The organism is Paraglaciecola sp. 20A4 (assembly GCF_011378905.1).
GTDB lineage: Bacteria > Pseudomonadota > Gammaproteobacteria > Enterobacterales > Alteromonadaceae > Paraglaciecola.
Map to the genome: position 1 here is coordinate 34,156 of NZ_WTPY01000002.1, position 16,526 is coordinate 50,681.

At 40.1% G+C, this 16,526-nt stretch carries 19 protein-coding genes; 18 read left to right on the plus strand and 1 reads right to left on the minus strand.

All coding sequences use genetic code 11. The annotated features are described in order from the left end of the window. Positions 1-2: 2 nt before the first annotated feature. Entirely contained in the window at positions 3-1,421 is a 1,419-nt protein-coding gene (gene dnaA / locus GQS54_RS02615; RefSeq protein ID WP_166422465.1) for a chromosomal replication initiator protein DnaA, read from the minus strand. A gap of 508 nt (positions 1,422-1,929) precedes the next feature. Between dnaA and rpmH the strand changes: the two genes are divergently transcribed. The 18 genes from rpmH (at position 1,930) to atpH (ending at position 16,518) form a co-directional block, all read left to right on the plus strand. Further along, entirely contained in the window at positions 1,930-2,064 is a 135-nt protein-coding gene (gene rpmH, locus GQS54_RS02620) for a 50S ribosomal protein L34 (protein ID WP_158772074.1), read from the plus strand. Between the two features lie 9 nt (positions 2,065-2,073). Beyond that, positions 2,074-2,436: a ribonuclease P protein component gene (gene rnpA, locus GQS54_RS02625; RefSeq protein WP_166422794.1), complete on the plus strand. Its 363-nt coding sequence runs from the start codon at positions 2,074-2,076 to the stop codon at positions 2,434-2,436. Next, the gene (gene yidD / locus GQS54_RS02630) at positions 2,397-2,651 is read left to right on the plus strand and encodes a membrane protein insertion efficiency factor YidD (protein ID WP_166422466.1); all 255 of its coding nucleotides are present in this window, start codon (positions 2,397-2,399) and stop codon (positions 2,649-2,651) included. The genes rnpA and yidD overlap by 40 nt, the downstream gene beginning before the upstream one ends. Positions 2,652-2,763: 112 nt before the next feature. Next, positions 2,764-4,395 carry a membrane protein insertase YidC gene (yidC, locus tag GQS54_RS02635; RefSeq protein WP_166422467.1) on the plus strand — a complete coding sequence of 544 codons (1,632 nt, stop codon included), beginning with the start codon at positions 2,764-2,766 and terminating at the stop codon, positions 4,393-4,395. 103 nt (positions 4,396-4,498) lie between these two features. Continuing rightward, complete coding sequence (locus GQS54_RS02640) at positions 4,499-4,981, plus strand: YajQ family cyclic di-GMP-binding protein (RefSeq protein WP_158772071.1); 483 nt, start codon at positions 4,499-4,501, stop codon at positions 4,979-4,981. 8 nt (positions 4,982-4,989) lie between these two features. Beyond that, positions 4,990-6,372 (plus strand): tRNA uridine-5-carboxymethylaminomethyl(34) synthesis GTPase MnmE, encoded by a 1,383-nt coding sequence (mnmE, locus tag GQS54_RS02645; protein WP_166422468.1) that lies wholly within the window; start codon positions 4,990-4,992, stop codon positions 6,370-6,372. 381 nt (positions 6,373-6,753) lie between these two features. Beyond that, positions 6,754-7,191 (plus strand): FMN-binding protein MioC, encoded by a 438-nt coding sequence (mioC, locus tag GQS54_RS02650; protein WP_166422469.1) that lies wholly within the window; start codon positions 6,754-6,756, stop codon positions 7,189-7,191. 3 nt (positions 7,192-7,194) lie between these two features. After that, positions 7,195-7,869 carry a DnaT-like ssDNA-binding domain-containing protein gene (locus GQS54_RS02655; protein ID WP_166422470.1) on the plus strand — a complete coding sequence of 225 codons (675 nt, stop codon included), beginning with the start codon at positions 7,195-7,197 and terminating at the stop codon, positions 7,867-7,869. Positions 7,870-7,888: 19 nt separating this feature from the next. Beyond that, positions 7,889-8,704, plus strand: coding sequence for an ATP-binding protein (locus GQS54_RS02660; protein WP_166422471.1), 816 nt, complete (start codon positions 7,889-7,891; stop codon positions 8,702-8,704). A gap of 759 nt (positions 8,705-9,463) precedes the next feature. Continuing rightward, positions 9,464-11,365 (plus strand): tRNA uridine-5-carboxymethylaminomethyl(34) synthesis enzyme MnmG, encoded by a 1,902-nt coding sequence (gene mnmG / locus GQS54_RS02665; RefSeq protein WP_166422472.1) that lies wholly within the window; start codon positions 9,464-9,466, stop codon positions 11,363-11,365. Then, entirely contained in the window at positions 11,365-12,003 is a 639-nt protein-coding gene (gene rsmG, locus GQS54_RS02670) for a 16S rRNA (guanine(527)-N(7))-methyltransferase RsmG (protein WP_166422473.1), read from the plus strand. The genes mnmG and rsmG overlap by 1 nt, the downstream gene beginning before the upstream one ends. Positions 12,004-12,114: 111 nt before the next feature. Continuing rightward, the gene (locus GQS54_RS02675) at positions 12,115-12,903 is read left to right on the plus strand and encodes a ParA family protein (RefSeq protein ID WP_166422474.1); all 789 of its coding nucleotides are present in this window, start codon (positions 12,115-12,117) and stop codon (positions 12,901-12,903) included. Positions 12,904-12,936: 33 nt separating this feature from the next. Beyond that, positions 12,937-13,809, plus strand: a complete 873-nt coding sequence (locus GQS54_RS02680; protein ID WP_166422475.1) for a ParB/RepB/Spo0J family partition protein — start codon at positions 12,937-12,939, stop codon at positions 13,807-13,809. A gap of 101 nt (positions 13,810-13,910) precedes the next feature. After that, complete coding sequence (locus tag GQS54_RS02685; protein ID WP_166422476.1) at positions 13,911-14,300, plus strand: ATP synthase subunit I; 390 nt, start codon at positions 13,911-13,913, stop codon at positions 14,298-14,300. A gap of 45 nt (positions 14,301-14,345) precedes the next feature. Continuing rightward, a complete protein-coding gene (gene atpB, locus GQS54_RS02690; RefSeq protein WP_166422477.1) occupies positions 14,346-15,158 on the plus strand; it encodes a F0F1 ATP synthase subunit A in 813 nt (270 codons plus the stop codon). 53 nt (positions 15,159-15,211) lie between these two features. Then, the gene (gene atpE, locus GQS54_RS02695) at positions 15,212-15,460 is read left to right on the plus strand and encodes a F0F1 ATP synthase subunit C (protein WP_006994918.1); all 249 of its coding nucleotides are present in this window, start codon (positions 15,212-15,214) and stop codon (positions 15,458-15,460) included. Between the two features lie 39 nt (positions 15,461-15,499). Continuing rightward, the gene (gene atpF / locus GQS54_RS02700; RefSeq protein ID WP_166422478.1) at positions 15,500-15,970 is read left to right on the plus strand and encodes a F0F1 ATP synthase subunit B; all 471 of its coding nucleotides are present in this window, start codon (positions 15,500-15,502) and stop codon (positions 15,968-15,970) included. A gap of 14 nt (positions 15,971-15,984) precedes the next feature. Then, entirely contained in the window at positions 15,985-16,518 is a 534-nt protein-coding gene (gene atpH, locus GQS54_RS02705) for a F0F1 ATP synthase subunit delta (RefSeq protein ID WP_166422479.1), read from the plus strand. The last annotated feature ends 8 nt before the right edge of the window (positions 16,519-16,526 follow it).

Below are 16,526 nucleotides of genomic sequence, written 5' to 3' on the forward strand. Positions count from 1 at the left end.
TTTTATGAAGATAAGGTGCGAATTAAATTTTGATAGTCTTCTTTTATATCATGACTCTCTTCTCTAAGCTGCACAATTTTCCGACACGCATGCAACACTGTCGTATGATCTCGCCCACCAAAAGCATCTCCTATTTCCGGCAAGCTGTGATTCGTCAGTTCTTTTGACAACGCCATAGCCATCTGCCTAGGACGAGCAACACTACGACTTCTGCGCTTAGATAGGATATCTGCCATTTTAATTTTGTAATACTCTGCTACCGTTTTCTGAATATTGTCTATAGTGACTAGCTTTTCCTGTAATGCCAATAAGTCCCGTAACGCTTCACGTACAAAATCTATTGTAATAGGCCTACCGGTAAAATTAGCATTGGCGATAACACGGTTAAGTGCCCCCTCCAATTCACGTACATTTGAGCGAAGTCGTTTAGCAATGAAAAAAGCCACTTCGTCAGGCAATACAATCTTATTCTCTAATGCTTTGCGCATTAAAATAGCCACCCTCGTTTCTAACTCTGGTGGTTCAATTGCAATGGTTAGGCCCCAGCCAAAGCGAGATTTCAAACGGTCTTCTACCCCATCAATTTCTTTGGGGTAGCGATCTGAAGTAAGAATGATTTGTTGATTACCTTCTAATAATGCATTGAAGGTATGGAAGAATTCTTCTTGGGAACGTTCTTTGTTAGCAAAAAACTGAATATCATCAATAAGTAAAGCATCAACAGAGCGATAATAGCGTTTAAACTCTTCAATAGCGTTATTCTGCAGGGCTTTTACCATATCTTGAACAAACCGCTCAGAATGCATATAAACCACTGTAGCATCTTTTTTATTGTCTATTATTCCGTTACCCACCGCATGCAAGAGGTGAGTTTTACCTAACCCTGTACCACCATAAATAAATAATGGATTATAAGCTTTTCCTGGGTTATCAGCTACTTGTCGCGAAGCAGCCCGCGCTAATTGGTTAGATTTACCCTCTACAAAATTATCAAATTTATAATTAAAGTTAATATTGCTTTTATGCGAAGCAGCAATTTTAACGTTTGGAGGACTTACTGTATCTGATTGAACATTACTACGCGCAGCCTGGTGCCTTTGCAAAGATTTTATACTGTTCTCTACAGCCGAAGAATTTGTACTTGCTGGTGAACTGAAAGAGTGACTTTGTTGAACGGTCGTAGATGGTCTAACCTCTATTCTCAACTGAGGTACCGAATCGGTGGCGCAAAACTCTGCAAATAAGGCTTCAATTTGTGCGATATATTTATCACGTACCCAATCTAATACAAACCGATTTGGCGCAAAAAGGGTAATAGAAGCCGTTTCCTCATTAGCGATTAAGGGTCTTATCCACATACTAAATTGCTGAGTCGGTAAATCTTGCTGAAGCCTTTCAAGGCAACGATTCCATAAAGACATTAAAAAACTACTCCGAAACAACAAAATATAGGGAAAATAACAAGACCGATTTAAGAAGACGGAAAAAGAAGATTAACAAAAAAAGGGCTTAGACGACTAAATATTCAACACTCAGCACTGAATACACCCTAATTATCTCTTTAAACTGTGCATAAGTAAATATCGGATTATAACTTCACTCAATGAAACCGAGCAATATGTTTAAGTAACTGTAAATAAAGTATATTTTTATTTAATATAATAATCACGCTTCTAATAACAGATTGCTATACATTCAATAATCAGACCACAATCAGCTTTTTTATCCATTAATATTTATACATTTGTGGATAAATATACTGCAGTACTACAAGTTACCCAAAGAAGTACAATTTTGTTACATGATCATTAATTACACAATGATCTAGATAACCGTTTGACAAACGTCTGGCAGATCTCTAGAATTCAGCGTCCTTTTTGAGCATGTAAATGCTCATTTGTTTTTAACCTTATGTAGCGGAACTAGGTCATGAAAAGAACTTTTCAACCAAGTAATTTAAAGCGTAAGCGTTCACACGGTTTTCGTGCCCGTATGGCGACTAAAAATGGCCGCAAGGTTATTGCCAGTCGTCGTGCTAAAGGCCGTGCTCGTTTAACAGCTTAATAATTGAAAGTGGGTGAAAATCATTTTTCTCGGGAGTTAAGACTATTAACTCCCACCCACTTTGAATTTGTTTTTAAAAACGCCACTCCTGCCGTATCTCCAAATCTAACATTACTTGCTCGATATAACGAAGGTCTAAATCCAAGACTAGGTATTACTGTAGCTAAAAAGCGAGTAAAGAAAGCACACGACCGAAATCGTATTAAACGGATTGTTCGTGAAAGTTTTCGCAATCATCAGCAAAGCTTACCTAACATTGATATAGTAGTGGTCGGTAAAAGTGGGCTCGATAAGCTCTCAAATCAGGAACTATTCCTAGTTTTAAGTAAGTTATGGAAAAAGTTAGCCAAGCGCTGCGAAAAATCCCAATAGGTTTGATTAGACTCTACCAGCTATGGCTTTCACCATTGCTCGGTCAAAATTGTCGTTTTCATCCGACCTGTTCTTACTATGCAATTGAAGCGTTAAAAACACACGGGATCCTAATGGGTGGTTGGTTAAGCATAAAACGCATATTAAAATGCCATCCATTACATTCTGGTGGAGTCGATCTTGTGCCTGAAAAGAGGAAGTGCAACAAGCACTGAAATGTTTGAATTTGGCCATATAACCAATAGGGTCAAAATCATAGAAACGAATGAAGGTCGTCGCCTAGGCAATACGGCTTAAATTAATAATGTAGTTAATATAGAGTATTTTATGGAATCCCAACGCAGCTTTTTATTAATTGGCCTTGCCATGGTCAGCTTTCTTTTATGGCAACAGTGGCAAGTGGATTACGGCCCTCAACCAGTGCAGCCATTAGAAAGTCAACAAACAGTGGGTAGTGATGCTCCAACCAGCAATAGTGATTTTCCCATTGCTACGCCAACAAGCCAAAATGCGTTACCAACCCAAAGTGTAGTAGGTAAAGTCATCTCAGTGACGACTGATACGTTACAACTAAGCATTAATACTGTTGGCGGCGATGTTATTTCAGCTAATTTGCTTAAATATCCGCTTGAGCAAGGATCTGAAGGCACATATAGCTTGCTTCGCCCAAATGGCCCCTCTATTTTTGTCGCTCAAAGTGGCCTTGTCGGCCCAAATGGCATAGACAAAGGTACCAGACCTACTTATTCCGTCAACCAAGATAGTTTTGTAATGCAAGGTGACACACTCACTGTACCACTGACCTATACGGCTAAATCAGGTTTAGTTGTCACAAAAGAGTTCATTTTTAATAAAAATAGTCATGATGTAAAAGTGAATTATCATGTAGAAAACACCTCTTCAGACGTTAAAAGCGTTAAACAATTTGGCCAATTAAAACAAAGTACACAAGACATAGGTGGCAGCATGTTTATGCCGACTTATCGCGGTGGTGCATTCTCTACTGAAGATGAGCGTTACGAAAAATATTCGTTTGATGACATGCAAGACAAAAATCTGAATCAATCAACACCGGCTGGTTGGGCAGCAATGATTGAGCACTATTTTGTTTCTGCCTGGGTACCACCACAGGACGAAACTAATAATATATATAGTAAAATGACACAAGGTGGCAATGCTATTATCGGTTTTACAGGTCAATCTGTTGACATAGAGCCTGGTCAAAGTGTTGATATTCAAAGCTCTCTTTATCTTGGCCCTAAAGATCAAGACACGTTAGAAAAAATAGCTCGCGGACTAGATTTAACTGTGGATTACGGCTTTCTTTGGTGGATTTCGAAGTATCTCTTTGCCTTCTTGCAGTTCATTCACAGCTTAATAGGTAACTGGGGTTTCTCGATAATCATTATCACCATAGTCGTTAAAGGCGCGATGTATCCGTTAACGAAAGCACAATATGAATCAATGGCGAAGATGCGCGCCCTCAAGCCTAAAATGGATGCATTAAAAGAACGTTACGGTGATGACAAGCAGAAAATGCAACAAGCCATGATGGAAATGTACAAAAAAGACAAAGTTAACCCTATGGGTGGTTGTTTCCCTCTTCTTTTACAAATGCCAATTTTCTTAGCCTTATATTGGGTACTGCTTGAAAGTGTTGAATTACGTCATGCAGACTTTATCTTTTGGATCACTGATTTATCGGTTAAAGACCCCTATTTTGTGCTACCTATTTTGACTGGTATAAGTATGTTTTTACTGCAGAAATTACAACCTATGACGATGACGGACCCGATGCAACAGAAAATAATGCAGTTTATGCCTGTCGCGATGAGCCTTTTCTTCTTCATATTCCCTGCGGGTCTAGTACTTTACTGGTTAATCAGTAACCTCATTACTCTGGTTCAAGCGAAGATTATCTACGCTTCAATGGAAAAACGAGGACTGAAAACGAAGTAAGTCGACAAACATTATTAGCCCGCATCTTGTAACAATGAGACGCGGGCTTTTTTATATTTGTGCCTGGCATTACAATGTCCCCTTAAATCCATAGGAAAACACCATGCCCTCATTTGATATTGTTTCAGAAATTAAATTAGAAGAAGTAAGAAATGCCGTCGATAACGCGAATAGAGAGCTTGCCACACGTTTTGACTTTCGTGGTGTGGAAGCAAGCTTTGAGCTTAAAGAAAGCATCGTTACTATGTCTTCAGACAGCGACTTTCAACTCAAACAAATGCTCGATATTTTACGTGGTACATGCGTCAAACGTGGAGTTGATACTGCAGCATTTGAAGAAAAGGATGTTCAGCATATTGGTAAAATATACAAACAAGCTATCGCATTTAAAGAGGGCATAGAACAACCTGCGGCCAAGAAATTAATTAAACTAATTAAGGATGCTAAGATTAAGGTTCAAGCTTCAATTCAAGGCGATCAAGTTCGGGTTACAGGTAAAAAGCGCGACGACTTACAGCAAGTAATGGCATTGGTAAAAGAGAACGATGTAGAGCAACCCTTACAATTTACCAATTTTAGAGATTGAGCAAAATAGTGACCTTCCAGCAAGAAAATTCAAATCAAGACACCATCGTTGCTCAAGCAACAGCTAGTGGGCGTGGTGGAGTTGGCATAGTACGAATTTCAGGCTCTTTGGCGGCTAAGGTGGCTGAACAAATTATCGGTCATGTTCCTCCTGTGAGATTTGCCCAGTATGTACCCTTTGTTTCAGCTGATGGTGAAGCACTTGACCAAGGAATTGCACTGTTCTTTAAAGCGCCCCACTCATTCACCGGAGAAGACGTTTTAGAGCTACAAGGACACGGTGGGCAGGTCGTATTAGACATGATTATTAAAGCCACCCTTCTTGTGCCTAACGTGCGTCTCGCGCGTCCAGGGGAATTTAGTGAGCGCGCTTATTTAAATGACAAACTGGACTTAGCGCAAGCAGAAGCCATTGCTGATCTTATTGATGCCAGCTCTGAACAAGCTGCTCGAGGTGCTTTGCGTTCTTTACAAGGTGAGTTTTCAACCCAAATAAATAACTTAGTCACGTTATTAATTAATCTACGTATCTACGTAGAAGCCGCTATTGATTTCCCCGATGAAGAAATCGATTTTTTAAGCGATGGCAAGGTTCAGCGAGATTTACAGACTATAAATGCTCAGCTAATTTCGGTAAAAAATAAAGCACAGCAAGGCAGTTTATTAAGAGAAGGTATGCGCGTGGTAATAGCAGGCAGACCTAACGCTGGAAAATCAAGTTTATTGAATGCCCTTGCAGGCCGAGATGCAGCTATAGTAACGGCCATCGCTGGCACAACCCGAGACGTGTTAAAAGAACATATTCATATCGATGGTATGCCATTACATATTATCGATACAGCGGGATTGCGAGAAAGCTCTGACGAGGTAGAGCTGATTGGAATTGAACGAGCTTGGCAAGAAATAGAGCAAGCAGATCGCGTGTTATTTATGCTAGACAGCACAGAAACTAGTGAAAGCGATCCCCATAAAATATGGCCCGATTTTATGAATAAGTTACCTCATAATATGGGGCTCACCGTTATTCGAAACAAGGCTGACCTATCTGGTGAAAGTATTGGTAAGACAAACATCAACGGATACGACGTTTTTCGGCTTTCAGCTAGTCAAAAGCAAGGAATTGAAGCAATCGCAGAGCACTTGAAAGAGTGTATGGGATTCCACTCATCGAACGAAGGACAATTCATCGCACGTCGACGTCACATCGACGCCATAGAAAGAGCCGAAGAACATCTTCTACTTGGAAAGTATCAGCTTGAAGACAACCTTGCTGGTGAATTATTAGCGGAAGAGTTGCGACTTGCTCAAGCCTATCTAAGTGAAATAACCGGTGAATTTAGCTCAGATGATTTACTAGGAAAAATATTCTCATCTTTCTGCATAGGGAAATGATAGAAATAGAGTGTTAAGTCTAATCGTAGATTTTGTCACTAAAGGGTGTTCTACATTTGGAATGCCTTTAATTTATCCAGTATTTCATCAACACAGAAAATAGCTAATTTATCCGCACACCAACTGATTCGTTTATATACCTATACTCCTACAGTGCACAAGATAAATCGTCTTACTAACATTAACTAAAAAATGTGTTTATCAAAATCAGCCATAAGTAAATAAAACTTAACCATAAGTTAATATTAGTTAACTTATGGTTATATTAATTACCTTTGTGTTTATATTGACTGAAATCTAACTAACGCTTGAGTTAAGGCGTAGTCGCGCCAATATATGCAAGGTACAATAGAGTTATTATAAAGTGAGAAAAACAACGCCATGGTAGATTTCGAAATAATAGTAGGTAGTGTGCTAGGTGCGAGTGAGTATGTTGCTGAGGCTTTAGAGGAAAAATTGAATGAGCATGAACTAACCGCTCAAGTTCATTTGTCACCGGACTTAATCGACATAACACCGAAGGCAACTTGGATTATTTGTACATCAACTCATGGGGCCGGAGACCTACCTGACAATATACATAAATTTGCCAAGCAAATTGAAGAAGCCGATTTAACAGGTACTTCATTTATGGTGGTAGGTCTTGGGGATAGCAGTTACGACACATTCTGCTACGGTGCTTTACAGATAGAACAAAAACTTAAAATAAGTGGCGCTAGAATGATCGCCCCAGCACTTAATATAGATGTACTAAATCAACCTATACCTGAACATGCGGCTGTTCAATGGTTAGGAACCTGGCTAAGTAGTAGAGGGTAACTTTTGAATAAGTGGCTAAATGAAGCGGAACAAAAAGCACTGAGCCAAGCCCTCAGTAACGACGCTCGAGTTTTATACTTATTGGGGTTAAAACCTACTGTCGATTTAACAACCGGTAAAACATCAGCATTAAATTATAAACAGCTATTAACTATGCTTAATGCTAAGGAAAGCAAGTTTACCTTAGGTCGTCAGGTAAATAGCCTTATTAAGGAGCTAAGCCAGGTCGAACTCGTTAGTTTTATCGACGAAGTTGATTTAAATAAGAGCTTTAATGGAAAAGTATTAATTTTGCCTTTGTTGATGATTAAACCAGATGACTATGCGCAACTACATTTACAGTGGCAAAAGATGAGCCCTGACTGGTCGCCAAACCCTATTCTGTACCAAGATCTCACTAAGCTTGTTGGTATTATTGATAATGAATTTTCATCATACGAACTCGGCGATTTTGTCGCTTATTGGCTAGGACGACCACAAACACAATTTACCCAATTTCAGTGGACCCAAAAATTCGTATTTAACGTAAAACAAAAGCGATTAGCCAAGAATATTAAAGCTATTCATAAAGTAGGTAGTCAAATTGTCACTGCTAAAGCTGGTGTGGTTGCAGACGATAACGCCAAAAACCTAGTTGCTAAGTACAGTAATAAAATCAAAACAACCTCCAACTCATAATCATCATCGGAATATTGCCATGAAAAGTTTGAAAGATAGAATCGAACAACTCGGTAAAACACTTGGTAAGAAGCACATTCCTGACGCTTATACCGATTATAAAACGGTGAGATTAGAACATGAAACCTTAGCAAACCGTGATGTGCGCCAATTACAAAAAGAAGGTAAGCGCAGCCGAATATTAGAACTACATGGGCGCTCAGATTTAAATCCCAAATGGACATTCGATAATTTAATTGAGGACAGTGATGATGTGAAAGAAGCGATAAGTATTGCTCATTCATTTATCGCAGCTCATGAAGATCCCGCTTGGCGAAAAAGTGGATCACACATGATGATATTTTATGGTGATTACGGCCGAGGTAAGTCACATACTGCAGGCGCGATCGCCCACGAATTAATAAATCAGTATGAGATAACTGTTTTATATAGGCAGTTATCAACCCTGCTAGAAATGCGTTTTTTCTCCTATGACTACAGCGCAACAGATAAAGCAGGTGAAAAGTTTCGAGAAATAAACCAAGAGTTACTCGATGTAGATTTGCTTATTTTAGATGAAGTATGTGTTAACGAATCAGCCCTTAAAAAGAATGCTCAAAGCTGGCTAGGCAACATACTCCGACAGCGGTTAGCCCATAATAAAAATTGTATTTTAATAACTAATCACAACCTCGCTGAACTTGAAAAGGCCTTGGGTAGTTACTGTTTTGAGTCCATAAAGGAGTACGACACCTATAAAGTTCGTTTTGAAGGCCCTAGCCGTAGGAAAGAAATCATACCGACTCAAATCGAATCACACAGAGCCACAGGGTATCAACCAAACCAAGTTAAGTGACGATCGTAATTGTGATATAAGCGAACTTATTCAGCTCGCGTTTTATCAACATCAGCCTTAAAGAGGATCCTTTTTTAAAGGATCCTGCCTAATTGGATCTCTTTAACGATCCTTTAAACGCCTATTTTCATCTTCTATCACCATCATTTACATCTCTTAAATGAGTAAACCAAGCTGCCGAAAACCCTTTATCCATCCTGCGCAGAGCAAATTTAACTAGAATTTTGCTTTATTTAAAAATAATTTAAATTTATTTTATCGTTAGATCCGACACTTATACACAAGAGGATCGATGATCATGATCGAAAACCTAATAGTGTTATATTACGGGTTATGCATTGGGATCGTGACAGTTATGATCACACTTTATGCACAGTTTGATCAAACCTTATCCTTTAATGTGGACAATATGCTGTATAACTACTGTATAATCGTTACATATCCACTTGATAATAATTGACCAAGATCCCCCTGTGGATAAGATCGCTACTTACCCCCAAGCTATACAAAACAGATCAACGGATGATCACAACAAAACTAAGCTCGTAATTCACTGATATTTAAGTATTTAATTGACTTACACACCGATCCTTCGCTGCTTAATAATAATAACAATAAGTAAAGATCTAAATAGATCTTATAAAGATTAGTAAAGATCGTACCGATCTTCTGAATGAATTTTAAGCATTTAACTTATGCTAAATAACATATAGAATATGTCCCCCTTTTTTGGGATATACATGATTGAAGAGGTTTGAAATGTTTTATCAAGATGAGTTTGATGTAATCGTAGTTGGTGGAGGTCATGCAGGCACAGAAGCAGCCCTTGCGGCAGCACGTATGGGCTCAAAAACATTATTACTGACTCACAACATCGAAACCTTAGGTCAGATGTCATGTAACCCAGCAATTGGTGGGATTGGCAAAGGGCATTTAGTTAAAGAAATCGATGCGCTAGGCGGTACGATGGCAAAAGCTATCGACAAAGGCGGGATCCAATTTCGTACTTTGAATTCCAGTAAAGGGCCAGCGGTCCGGGCTACACGAGCGCAAGCGGATAGATCATTATATCGATCAGAAATTCGAAATGTAATTGAACACCAAGACAACCTGACCATTTTTCAGCAATCTTGTGATGATCTGATTGTAGACAACGAAAGAGTCACCGGCGTAATAACTCAAATGGGTTTAAAATTCCGTGCCAAGACAGTTGTCATCACCGTTGGTACGTTCCTAGGTGGTACGATCCATATTGGAATGGAAAATTATAAAGGTGGACGCGCAGGAGATCCTCCCTCGATTGCGTTAGCTGATCGCTTACGTGCATTGCCTTTTCGTGTTTCTCGTTTAAAAACAGGTACACCAGCCCGTTTAGATGCTAGAACACTTGATTACAGTGTGATGCAAGAGCAACTTGGAGACACCCCTACTCCAGTATTTTCCTTTATGGGCAAAGTAGAAGATCATCCTCAACAAATTGCTTGTTACATCACACATACCAATAGCAAAACCCACGATATTATTCGAGGAGGCTTAGATAGATCGCCAATGTACACTGGGGTAATTGAAGGTATTGGTCCGCGTTATTGCCCGTCCATCGAAGATAAAATTAATCGTTTTGCCGATAAAGATTCTCATCAGATATTTGTTGAACCTGAAGGTTTAAACAGCATTGAAGTCTACCCTAATGGGATTTCGACTAGCTTGCCTTTTGATGTTCAATTTGCCCTAGTACGTTCTATCAAGGGCTTTGAAAATGCGCATATTATACGTCCGGGTTATGCGATCGAATATGATTTCTTCGATCCTAGGGATCTAAAGCAAACCTTAGAAACAAAATTTATTAAGGGACTCTTCTTCGCTGGTCAGATCAATGGTACTACAGGCTATGAAGAAGCTGGGGCACAAGGTTTAGTGGCTGGAGCCAACGCTTCCCTGCAAGCTAAAGGTAAAGATCCACTGATCTTACGTCGAGACGAGGCTTATATGGGAGTATTGATCGACGATCTAGCTACCATGGGCACGAAAGAACCCTATCGTATGTTTACCAGTCGAGCTGAATACCGTCTGTTACTTCGTGAAGACAACGCTGATATTCGCTTAACAGCTAAAGGTCATGCATTGGGTTTGGTTGACGAAGAACGGTGGCAAGCGTTCAACATTAAGCTTGAAGCGATTGAGCTAGAACGTCAACGTTTACGGGATACTTGGGTTTATCCGAAACACGCATCGGCAGAAGCGCTTAATCCGCTATTGAAGAATCCTCTAAGCAAGGAAAACACTTTAGAAGATCTAATTCGACGACCTGAAATGACCTATAATACCTTGATGAAGGTGACGGATTTTGGTCCTGGGTTAACGGATCCTAAAGCGGCAGAACAGGTTGAAATACAGATCAAATACGCCGGTTATATTGAGCGCCAGCAAGATGAGATCGCTAAATCACGTAAAAATGAAAATACCTTGATCCCGATTGACTTTAATTATGGTCAAATTTCAGGATTATCAAATGAAGTGGTCGCTAAACTTAGCGATGCCAGACCAGAAACGTTAGGTAAAGCATCACGTATATCAGGTATAACCCCAGCGGCTATTTCATTGCTTTTGGTTTACTTAAAAAAGCATGGCCTCCTAAGAAAGTCAGAGCGTAAAACGGCCTAATGTCAGACAATACCGAATATTTAGTTAATTTATTAGTAGGCCACGTAAGCAAAACTGACTTGCAGGTTAGTGAGATCCAGATACGTAAGTTAGTGGGTTTTGTACAGCTATTACAAAAATGGAATAAAGCTTATAATCTGACGTCAGTGCGCGATGTAGAATCAATGTTGTTAAAACATATTATGGATTCAATTGTGGTCGCTAGCCATTTGAATCAAAGCCATTACATCGATGTAGGCACGGGTCCAGGTTTACCTGGGATCCCGTTAGCGATCATGCTTCCCGACACACACTTCATCTTGCTAGATAGCTTAGGTAAACGCGTTCGGTTTATGAAACAAGTGGCTTATGAGCTTAAGATTGATAATATTATGCCCGTTCAATCAAGAGTTGAAGACTTTGTTAGTCCCCATCAGTTAAATGGTGTACTAAGCCGCGCTTTTGCTTCGTTGAACGATATGTTGAATTGGTGTCAGCACTTAATCGATGAAAAGGGTTCATTTATTGCTCTTAAAGGTCAATTACCCCAACAAGAGATAGATGAATTACTTGCAGGCTTTACGGTAGCGAATATTATTCAATTACAAGTACCCGAATTAGACGGCGAAAGACATTTAATTAAGATTGTTAAGTCTTAATCGAGCATTCCCTTTTAGCGGCAAAAGCTTTATCTTCTGCTAGATAATTTTTTCAATACGTGTATCTGTTATGTGTAACCGATACACAATATATACGACTGGAATACTATTTTGGGAAGAGTCATTGCAATTGCCAATCAGAAAGGTGGCGTAGGTAAAACTACTACTGCGGTGAATGTAGCTGCTTCAATGGCAGCTACCAAGCGTAAAGTCTTATTGATCGATTTAGATCCGCAAGGTAACGCCACCATGGGAAGCGGTGTTGACAAGTACGATGCACCTAATACTTGTTACGAATTATTGATCGAAGAAAAGCCCTTCAAAGATGTCGTTATTTCAGAAACTACCGGTAAATACGATCTTATTGCCGCTAATGCTGATGTGACTGCCGCTGAAATTAAGTTGATGGAAGTGTTCGCACGGGAACTGCGTTTGCGTAACGCGTTAGCACCTGTACGAGATTACTATGATTTTATTTTTATTGATTGCCCACCTTCGCTAAATCAATTGACGGTCAATGCGATGGCTGCCGCAGATTCGGTGTTGGTGCCGATGCAGTGTGAATACTACGCACTTGAAGGATTGACAGCATTAATGGACACCATCAAAAAATTGGCTTCAGTGGTCAATCCAGCATTAACAATTGAAGGGGTCTTACGTACCATGTACGATCCACGTAATCGCCTCGCTAATGACGTATCAGAGCAGCTTAAGCGTCACTTTGGTGAACAAGTATACCGTACAGTAATACCACGTAATGTTCGTTTGGCTGAAGCACCTAGCTTCGGTACGCCAGCAATGTACTATGATCGCTCTTCTACAGGATCTAAAGCTTACTTGGCACTTGCTGGTGAAATACTACGACGTAGTAAAAAAGAAACCGTCGGCAAAGTTAGTTAACTCAATATTAATACCGGTTGAATAGAGAAATACATGTCAGTGAAAAAAAGAGGATTAGGGCGAGGTTTAGATGCATTATTGGCGACGAGCCAGGCATCGCGTAATGCTGAAGGTCAGCAAATTCAGCATAACGACAGCGAATTACAACACCTAGCCATCGAGTTTCTCAAACCTGGTAAATATCAACCTCGTAAAGATATGTCGCCTGACGCACTTGAAGATTTGGCGTCTTCTATTCGTTCTCAGGGTGTTCTTCAGCCGATTATTGTACGCAAGGTTGGCAACAACGAATTCGAAATTATTGCGGGTGAGCGACGTTGGAGAGCATCTCAACTTGCAGCTTTAGAAACCGTTCCCTGTTTAATCAAAGATGTACCAGATGAAGCCGCTGTTGCAATTGCGTTGATTGAGAATATTCAGCGTGAAGATCTAAATGCTATGGAAGAGGCCCAAGCACTTGAGCGTCTGATGAATGAATTTGAATTAACTCACCAAGAAGTTGCTAGCGCTGTTGGTAAGTCACGCACTACAGTGACTAATCTAATGCGCTTAAATAATCTCCATGAAGATGTAAAGTTATTACTAGAACACGGAGATATTGAGATGGGCCACGCTAGAGCACTGCTTGGTCTTGACGGTGATTCACAGTTAGAAGCGGCACATATAGTGTCTGGTAAGGGGTTAACCGTTCGTGATACCGAAAATTTAGTACGTAAATTTCTTGAACCAGCTAGCCCTAAAGTAGATAAAAAAATTGATCCTGATGTTGAGCGTTTGCAAGATAAACTCGCGCAAAATTTAGGCGCACCAGTGCAAATTGCCCATAACGCTAAAGGCAAAGGGAAAGTCGTTATCAATTTTTCTAGTTTAGACGAATTAGACGGAATTTTGTCGCACATAAAGTAATGTTACAAATAGGCAGACGAAATACCCTTTTCAGTTGTAAATTCGTCGCAGATAAGTATACTTTCGGCGCTTTTGAAGGTATCAGCAAGTAGAGGAATAAGTTGATAGCGAGTTTAACCGCATCGGGTCGAGCGTTGGCAAAACGTATTTTTTATTGCCAAGTGATTGTTATTATCGTCCTGAGTGTATTTTTCGCGGTATTTTTTGGTCATAACTCGGCTATATCATCTCTGTTGGGTGGTCTTATTTGTATGTTGCCCGGCGTCATATTCGCCTATTTTGCTTTTAGATATGCTGGCGCCAGTAAAAATAAACTGGTAGTGCAACAGTTTAATAAAGGCTCAAAACTCAAATTTTTCACCACTATCATTTTTTTTATTGTGGTTTATCAATGGAACGACGTGCAGCCGCTACCATTGTTGTTGAGTTATGTAGTGACCTTAGTGAGTCAATGGCCAGCAATATTATTTTTAGGTCGCGTTAGAGAATAACGAGACTAATACAAATTTTTTAACTTTACATACTTGGGTGGCAAAATGGCAGGATCTGCTGGCGAACAAACCATTAGTGGTTATATTCAGCACCATTTAACCAATGCAACTGTTGGCGAAGGTTTCTGGACCTTTCACGTCGATACTTTAGCTTGGTCGGTGGTACTGGGATTAGTCTTTATTTTGAGCTTTCGCGCTGTGGCGAAAAAAGCAAGCGCAGGCGTGCCAGGCAAATGGCAAGCATGTGTTGAACTGATCGTTGAGTTTGTTGACGACACAGTGAAAAGTACCTATCACGGTAAAAGTAAATTAATCGCACCTTTAGCCTTAACCATTTTTGTATGGGTATTGCTGATGAACTTGATGGATTTAATACCGGTAGATTTTCTTCCTGTTTTGGCTTCCTTGATAGCAGGCGAGTCTATGGATGTGATTGCCGCTGGCCAATCTCATACTTACATGAAGGTCGTACCAACCACTGACGTAAACATGACCTTTGCATTGTCTTTAGGTGTATTCGCACTTATGATTTTTTATTCGATAAAAATCAAAGGTGTTGGCGGCTTTTTGAAAGAGCTTTATGCTCACCCGTTTAATACGCCTTGGTTGTACTGGTTTAACTTTATTCTTGAGACGGTATCTTTGGTCGCTAAGCCATTGTCCTTATCATTACGTTTGTTCGGTAACTTATATGCCGGCGAGCTGATATTTATTCTTATTGCAGGAACCCTAGGCGTTTGGCAGTTGCCAATTCACTTCTTATGGGCAGCATTTCACTTGTTAATTATTCCATTACAAGCGTTTATATTCATGATGTTAACCATCGTGTATTTAAGCTTAGCAAGTGAAGAACACTAGTTTTACAACGTTTTATTCTTTTAACATTAACTTAAACACAAAGGTGAAAATCTATGGAAATCTTAGGTAATCTTTATATCGCAGTTGGTATTTTGATAGGACTATGCGCATTGGGCCCAGCGATTGGTTTTGGACTACTAGGTGGTAAATTTCTAGAGTCTGCAGCTCGTCAACCTGAGCTAGCGCCTCAACTACAAGTTAAAATGTTCATTGTTGCTGGTCTTATCGATGCAATCGCAATGATCGGTGTAGCAATCGCTCTTTTCTTATTGTTCGTTGAAAGCGCGAAGTTTGCTGTTTAAGCACCTAACTAGACAATAACGAATATAGGAGGAGCGGTTTTGAATATCAATGCCACTCTATTTGGCGAACTTCTAGCATTTATTTTCTTCGTGTGGTTCTGCATGAAGTTTGTATGGCCCCCAATTATGGGCGCGATAGAAGAACGTCAAAAGAAAATTGCTGACGGTCTTGCTGCGTCTGAACGTGGCGAAAAAGATCTAGAACTAGCTCAGGAGAAAGCAACTGAGCAGTTAAAAGAGGCGAAAACTCAAGCAGCTGGAATTATCGAGCAGGCTAAGAAGCGTGGTACTCAAATTGTTGATGAGGAAACGCAACGTGCCCACCAAGAGCGTGAGAATATCATTGCTCAAGGTCATGCTGAAATCGAAGCTGAGCGTAACCGTGCAAAAGAAGATTTGCGTAAGCAAGTCGCAGCGTTAGCTGTTGCCGGTGCTGAGAGAATTCTTGAGCGTCAAATTGATGCAGCAGCGCAAAGTGACATAGTTGCAAAACTTGTCGCCGAGCTATAAGGGGAATTTGAGCTATGTCTGAATTGACTACCATTGCTCGCCCTTACGCAAAAGCTGCGTTCGATTATGCGGTTGAGCAGAAAATTATCGCGGGCTGGCAAGAAATGCTGGTCTTTGCAGCGCAAGTCGCGGCCAATCCAGACATTAAAAACTTAATGTCTGGGGCTGTCGCGCCTGATTCGCTAGCAGAGATTTTTAATAAAGTCTGTGGTGAGCAACTCGACCAACATGGTCAGAACCTAGTAAAGGTTTTGGCTGAAAATAAACGTCTTCAAGCGCTTCCTGAAATCTCTGTTTTGTTTAACGAATTCAAAGCTGAATTCGACAAAGAGATCGATGCTGATGTTATATCAGCAAGCGAACTCAATGCTAAACAAAAAGCCGATATTAGCGCAGCCCTTGAAAAGCGTCTTGCACGAAAAGTTAAGCTTAATTGTAGCGTCGACCCTACGCTGATTGCCGGAGTAGTTATTAAAGCCGGTGATACAGTGATTGATGGATCGGTTAAAAGTAAATTAAACCGTCTCACAGACGCGTTACAAGCATAACGGGGAAA

Excerpts from the sequence above, each read along its gene's own strand:
- dnaA (WP_166422465.1), bottom strand. The coding sequence starts at position 1,421 with ATGTCTTTATGGAATCGTTGCCTTGAAAGGCTTCAGCAAGATTTACCG.
- rpmH (WP_158772074.1), top strand. The coding sequence starts at position 1,930 with ATGAAAAGAACTTTTCAACCAAGTAATTTAAAGCGTAAGCGTTCACAC.
- yidD (WP_166422466.1), top strand. The coding sequence starts at position 2,397 with ATGGAAAAAGTTAGCCAAGCGCTGCGAAAAATCCCAATAGGTTTGATT.
- yidC (WP_166422467.1), top strand. The coding sequence starts at position 2,764 with ATGGAATCCCAACGCAGCTTTTTATTAATTGGCCTTGCCATGGTCAGC.
- GQS54_RS02640 (WP_158772071.1), top strand. The coding sequence starts at position 4,499 with ATGCCCTCATTTGATATTGTTTCAGAAATTAAATTAGAAGAAGTAAGA.
- mioC (WP_166422469.1), top strand. The coding sequence starts at position 6,754 with ATGGTAGATTTCGAAATAATAGTAGGTAGTGTGCTAGGTGCGAGTGAG.
- GQS54_RS02660 (WP_166422471.1), top strand. The coding sequence starts at position 7,889 with ATGAAAAGTTTGAAAGATAGAATCGAACAACTCGGTAAAACACTTGGT.
- mnmG (WP_166422472.1), top strand. The coding sequence starts at position 9,464 with ATGTTTTATCAAGATGAGTTTGATGTAATCGTAGTTGGTGGAGGTCAT.
- rsmG (WP_166422473.1), top strand. The coding sequence starts at position 11,365 with ATGTCAGACAATACCGAATATTTAGTTAATTTATTAGTAGGCCACGTA.
- GQS54_RS02680 (WP_166422475.1), top strand. The coding sequence starts at position 12,937 with ATGTCAGTGAAAAAAAGAGGATTAGGGCGAGGTTTAGATGCATTATTG.
- atpB (WP_166422477.1), top strand. The coding sequence starts at position 14,346 with ATGGCAGGATCTGCTGGCGAACAAACCATTAGTGGTTATATTCAGCAC.
- atpE (WP_006994918.1), top strand. The coding sequence starts at position 15,212 with ATGGAAATCTTAGGTAATCTTTATATCGCAGTTGGTATTTTGATAGGA.
- atpH (WP_166422479.1), top strand. The coding sequence starts at position 15,985 with ATGTCTGAATTGACTACCATTGCTCGCCCTTACGCAAAAGCTGCGTTC.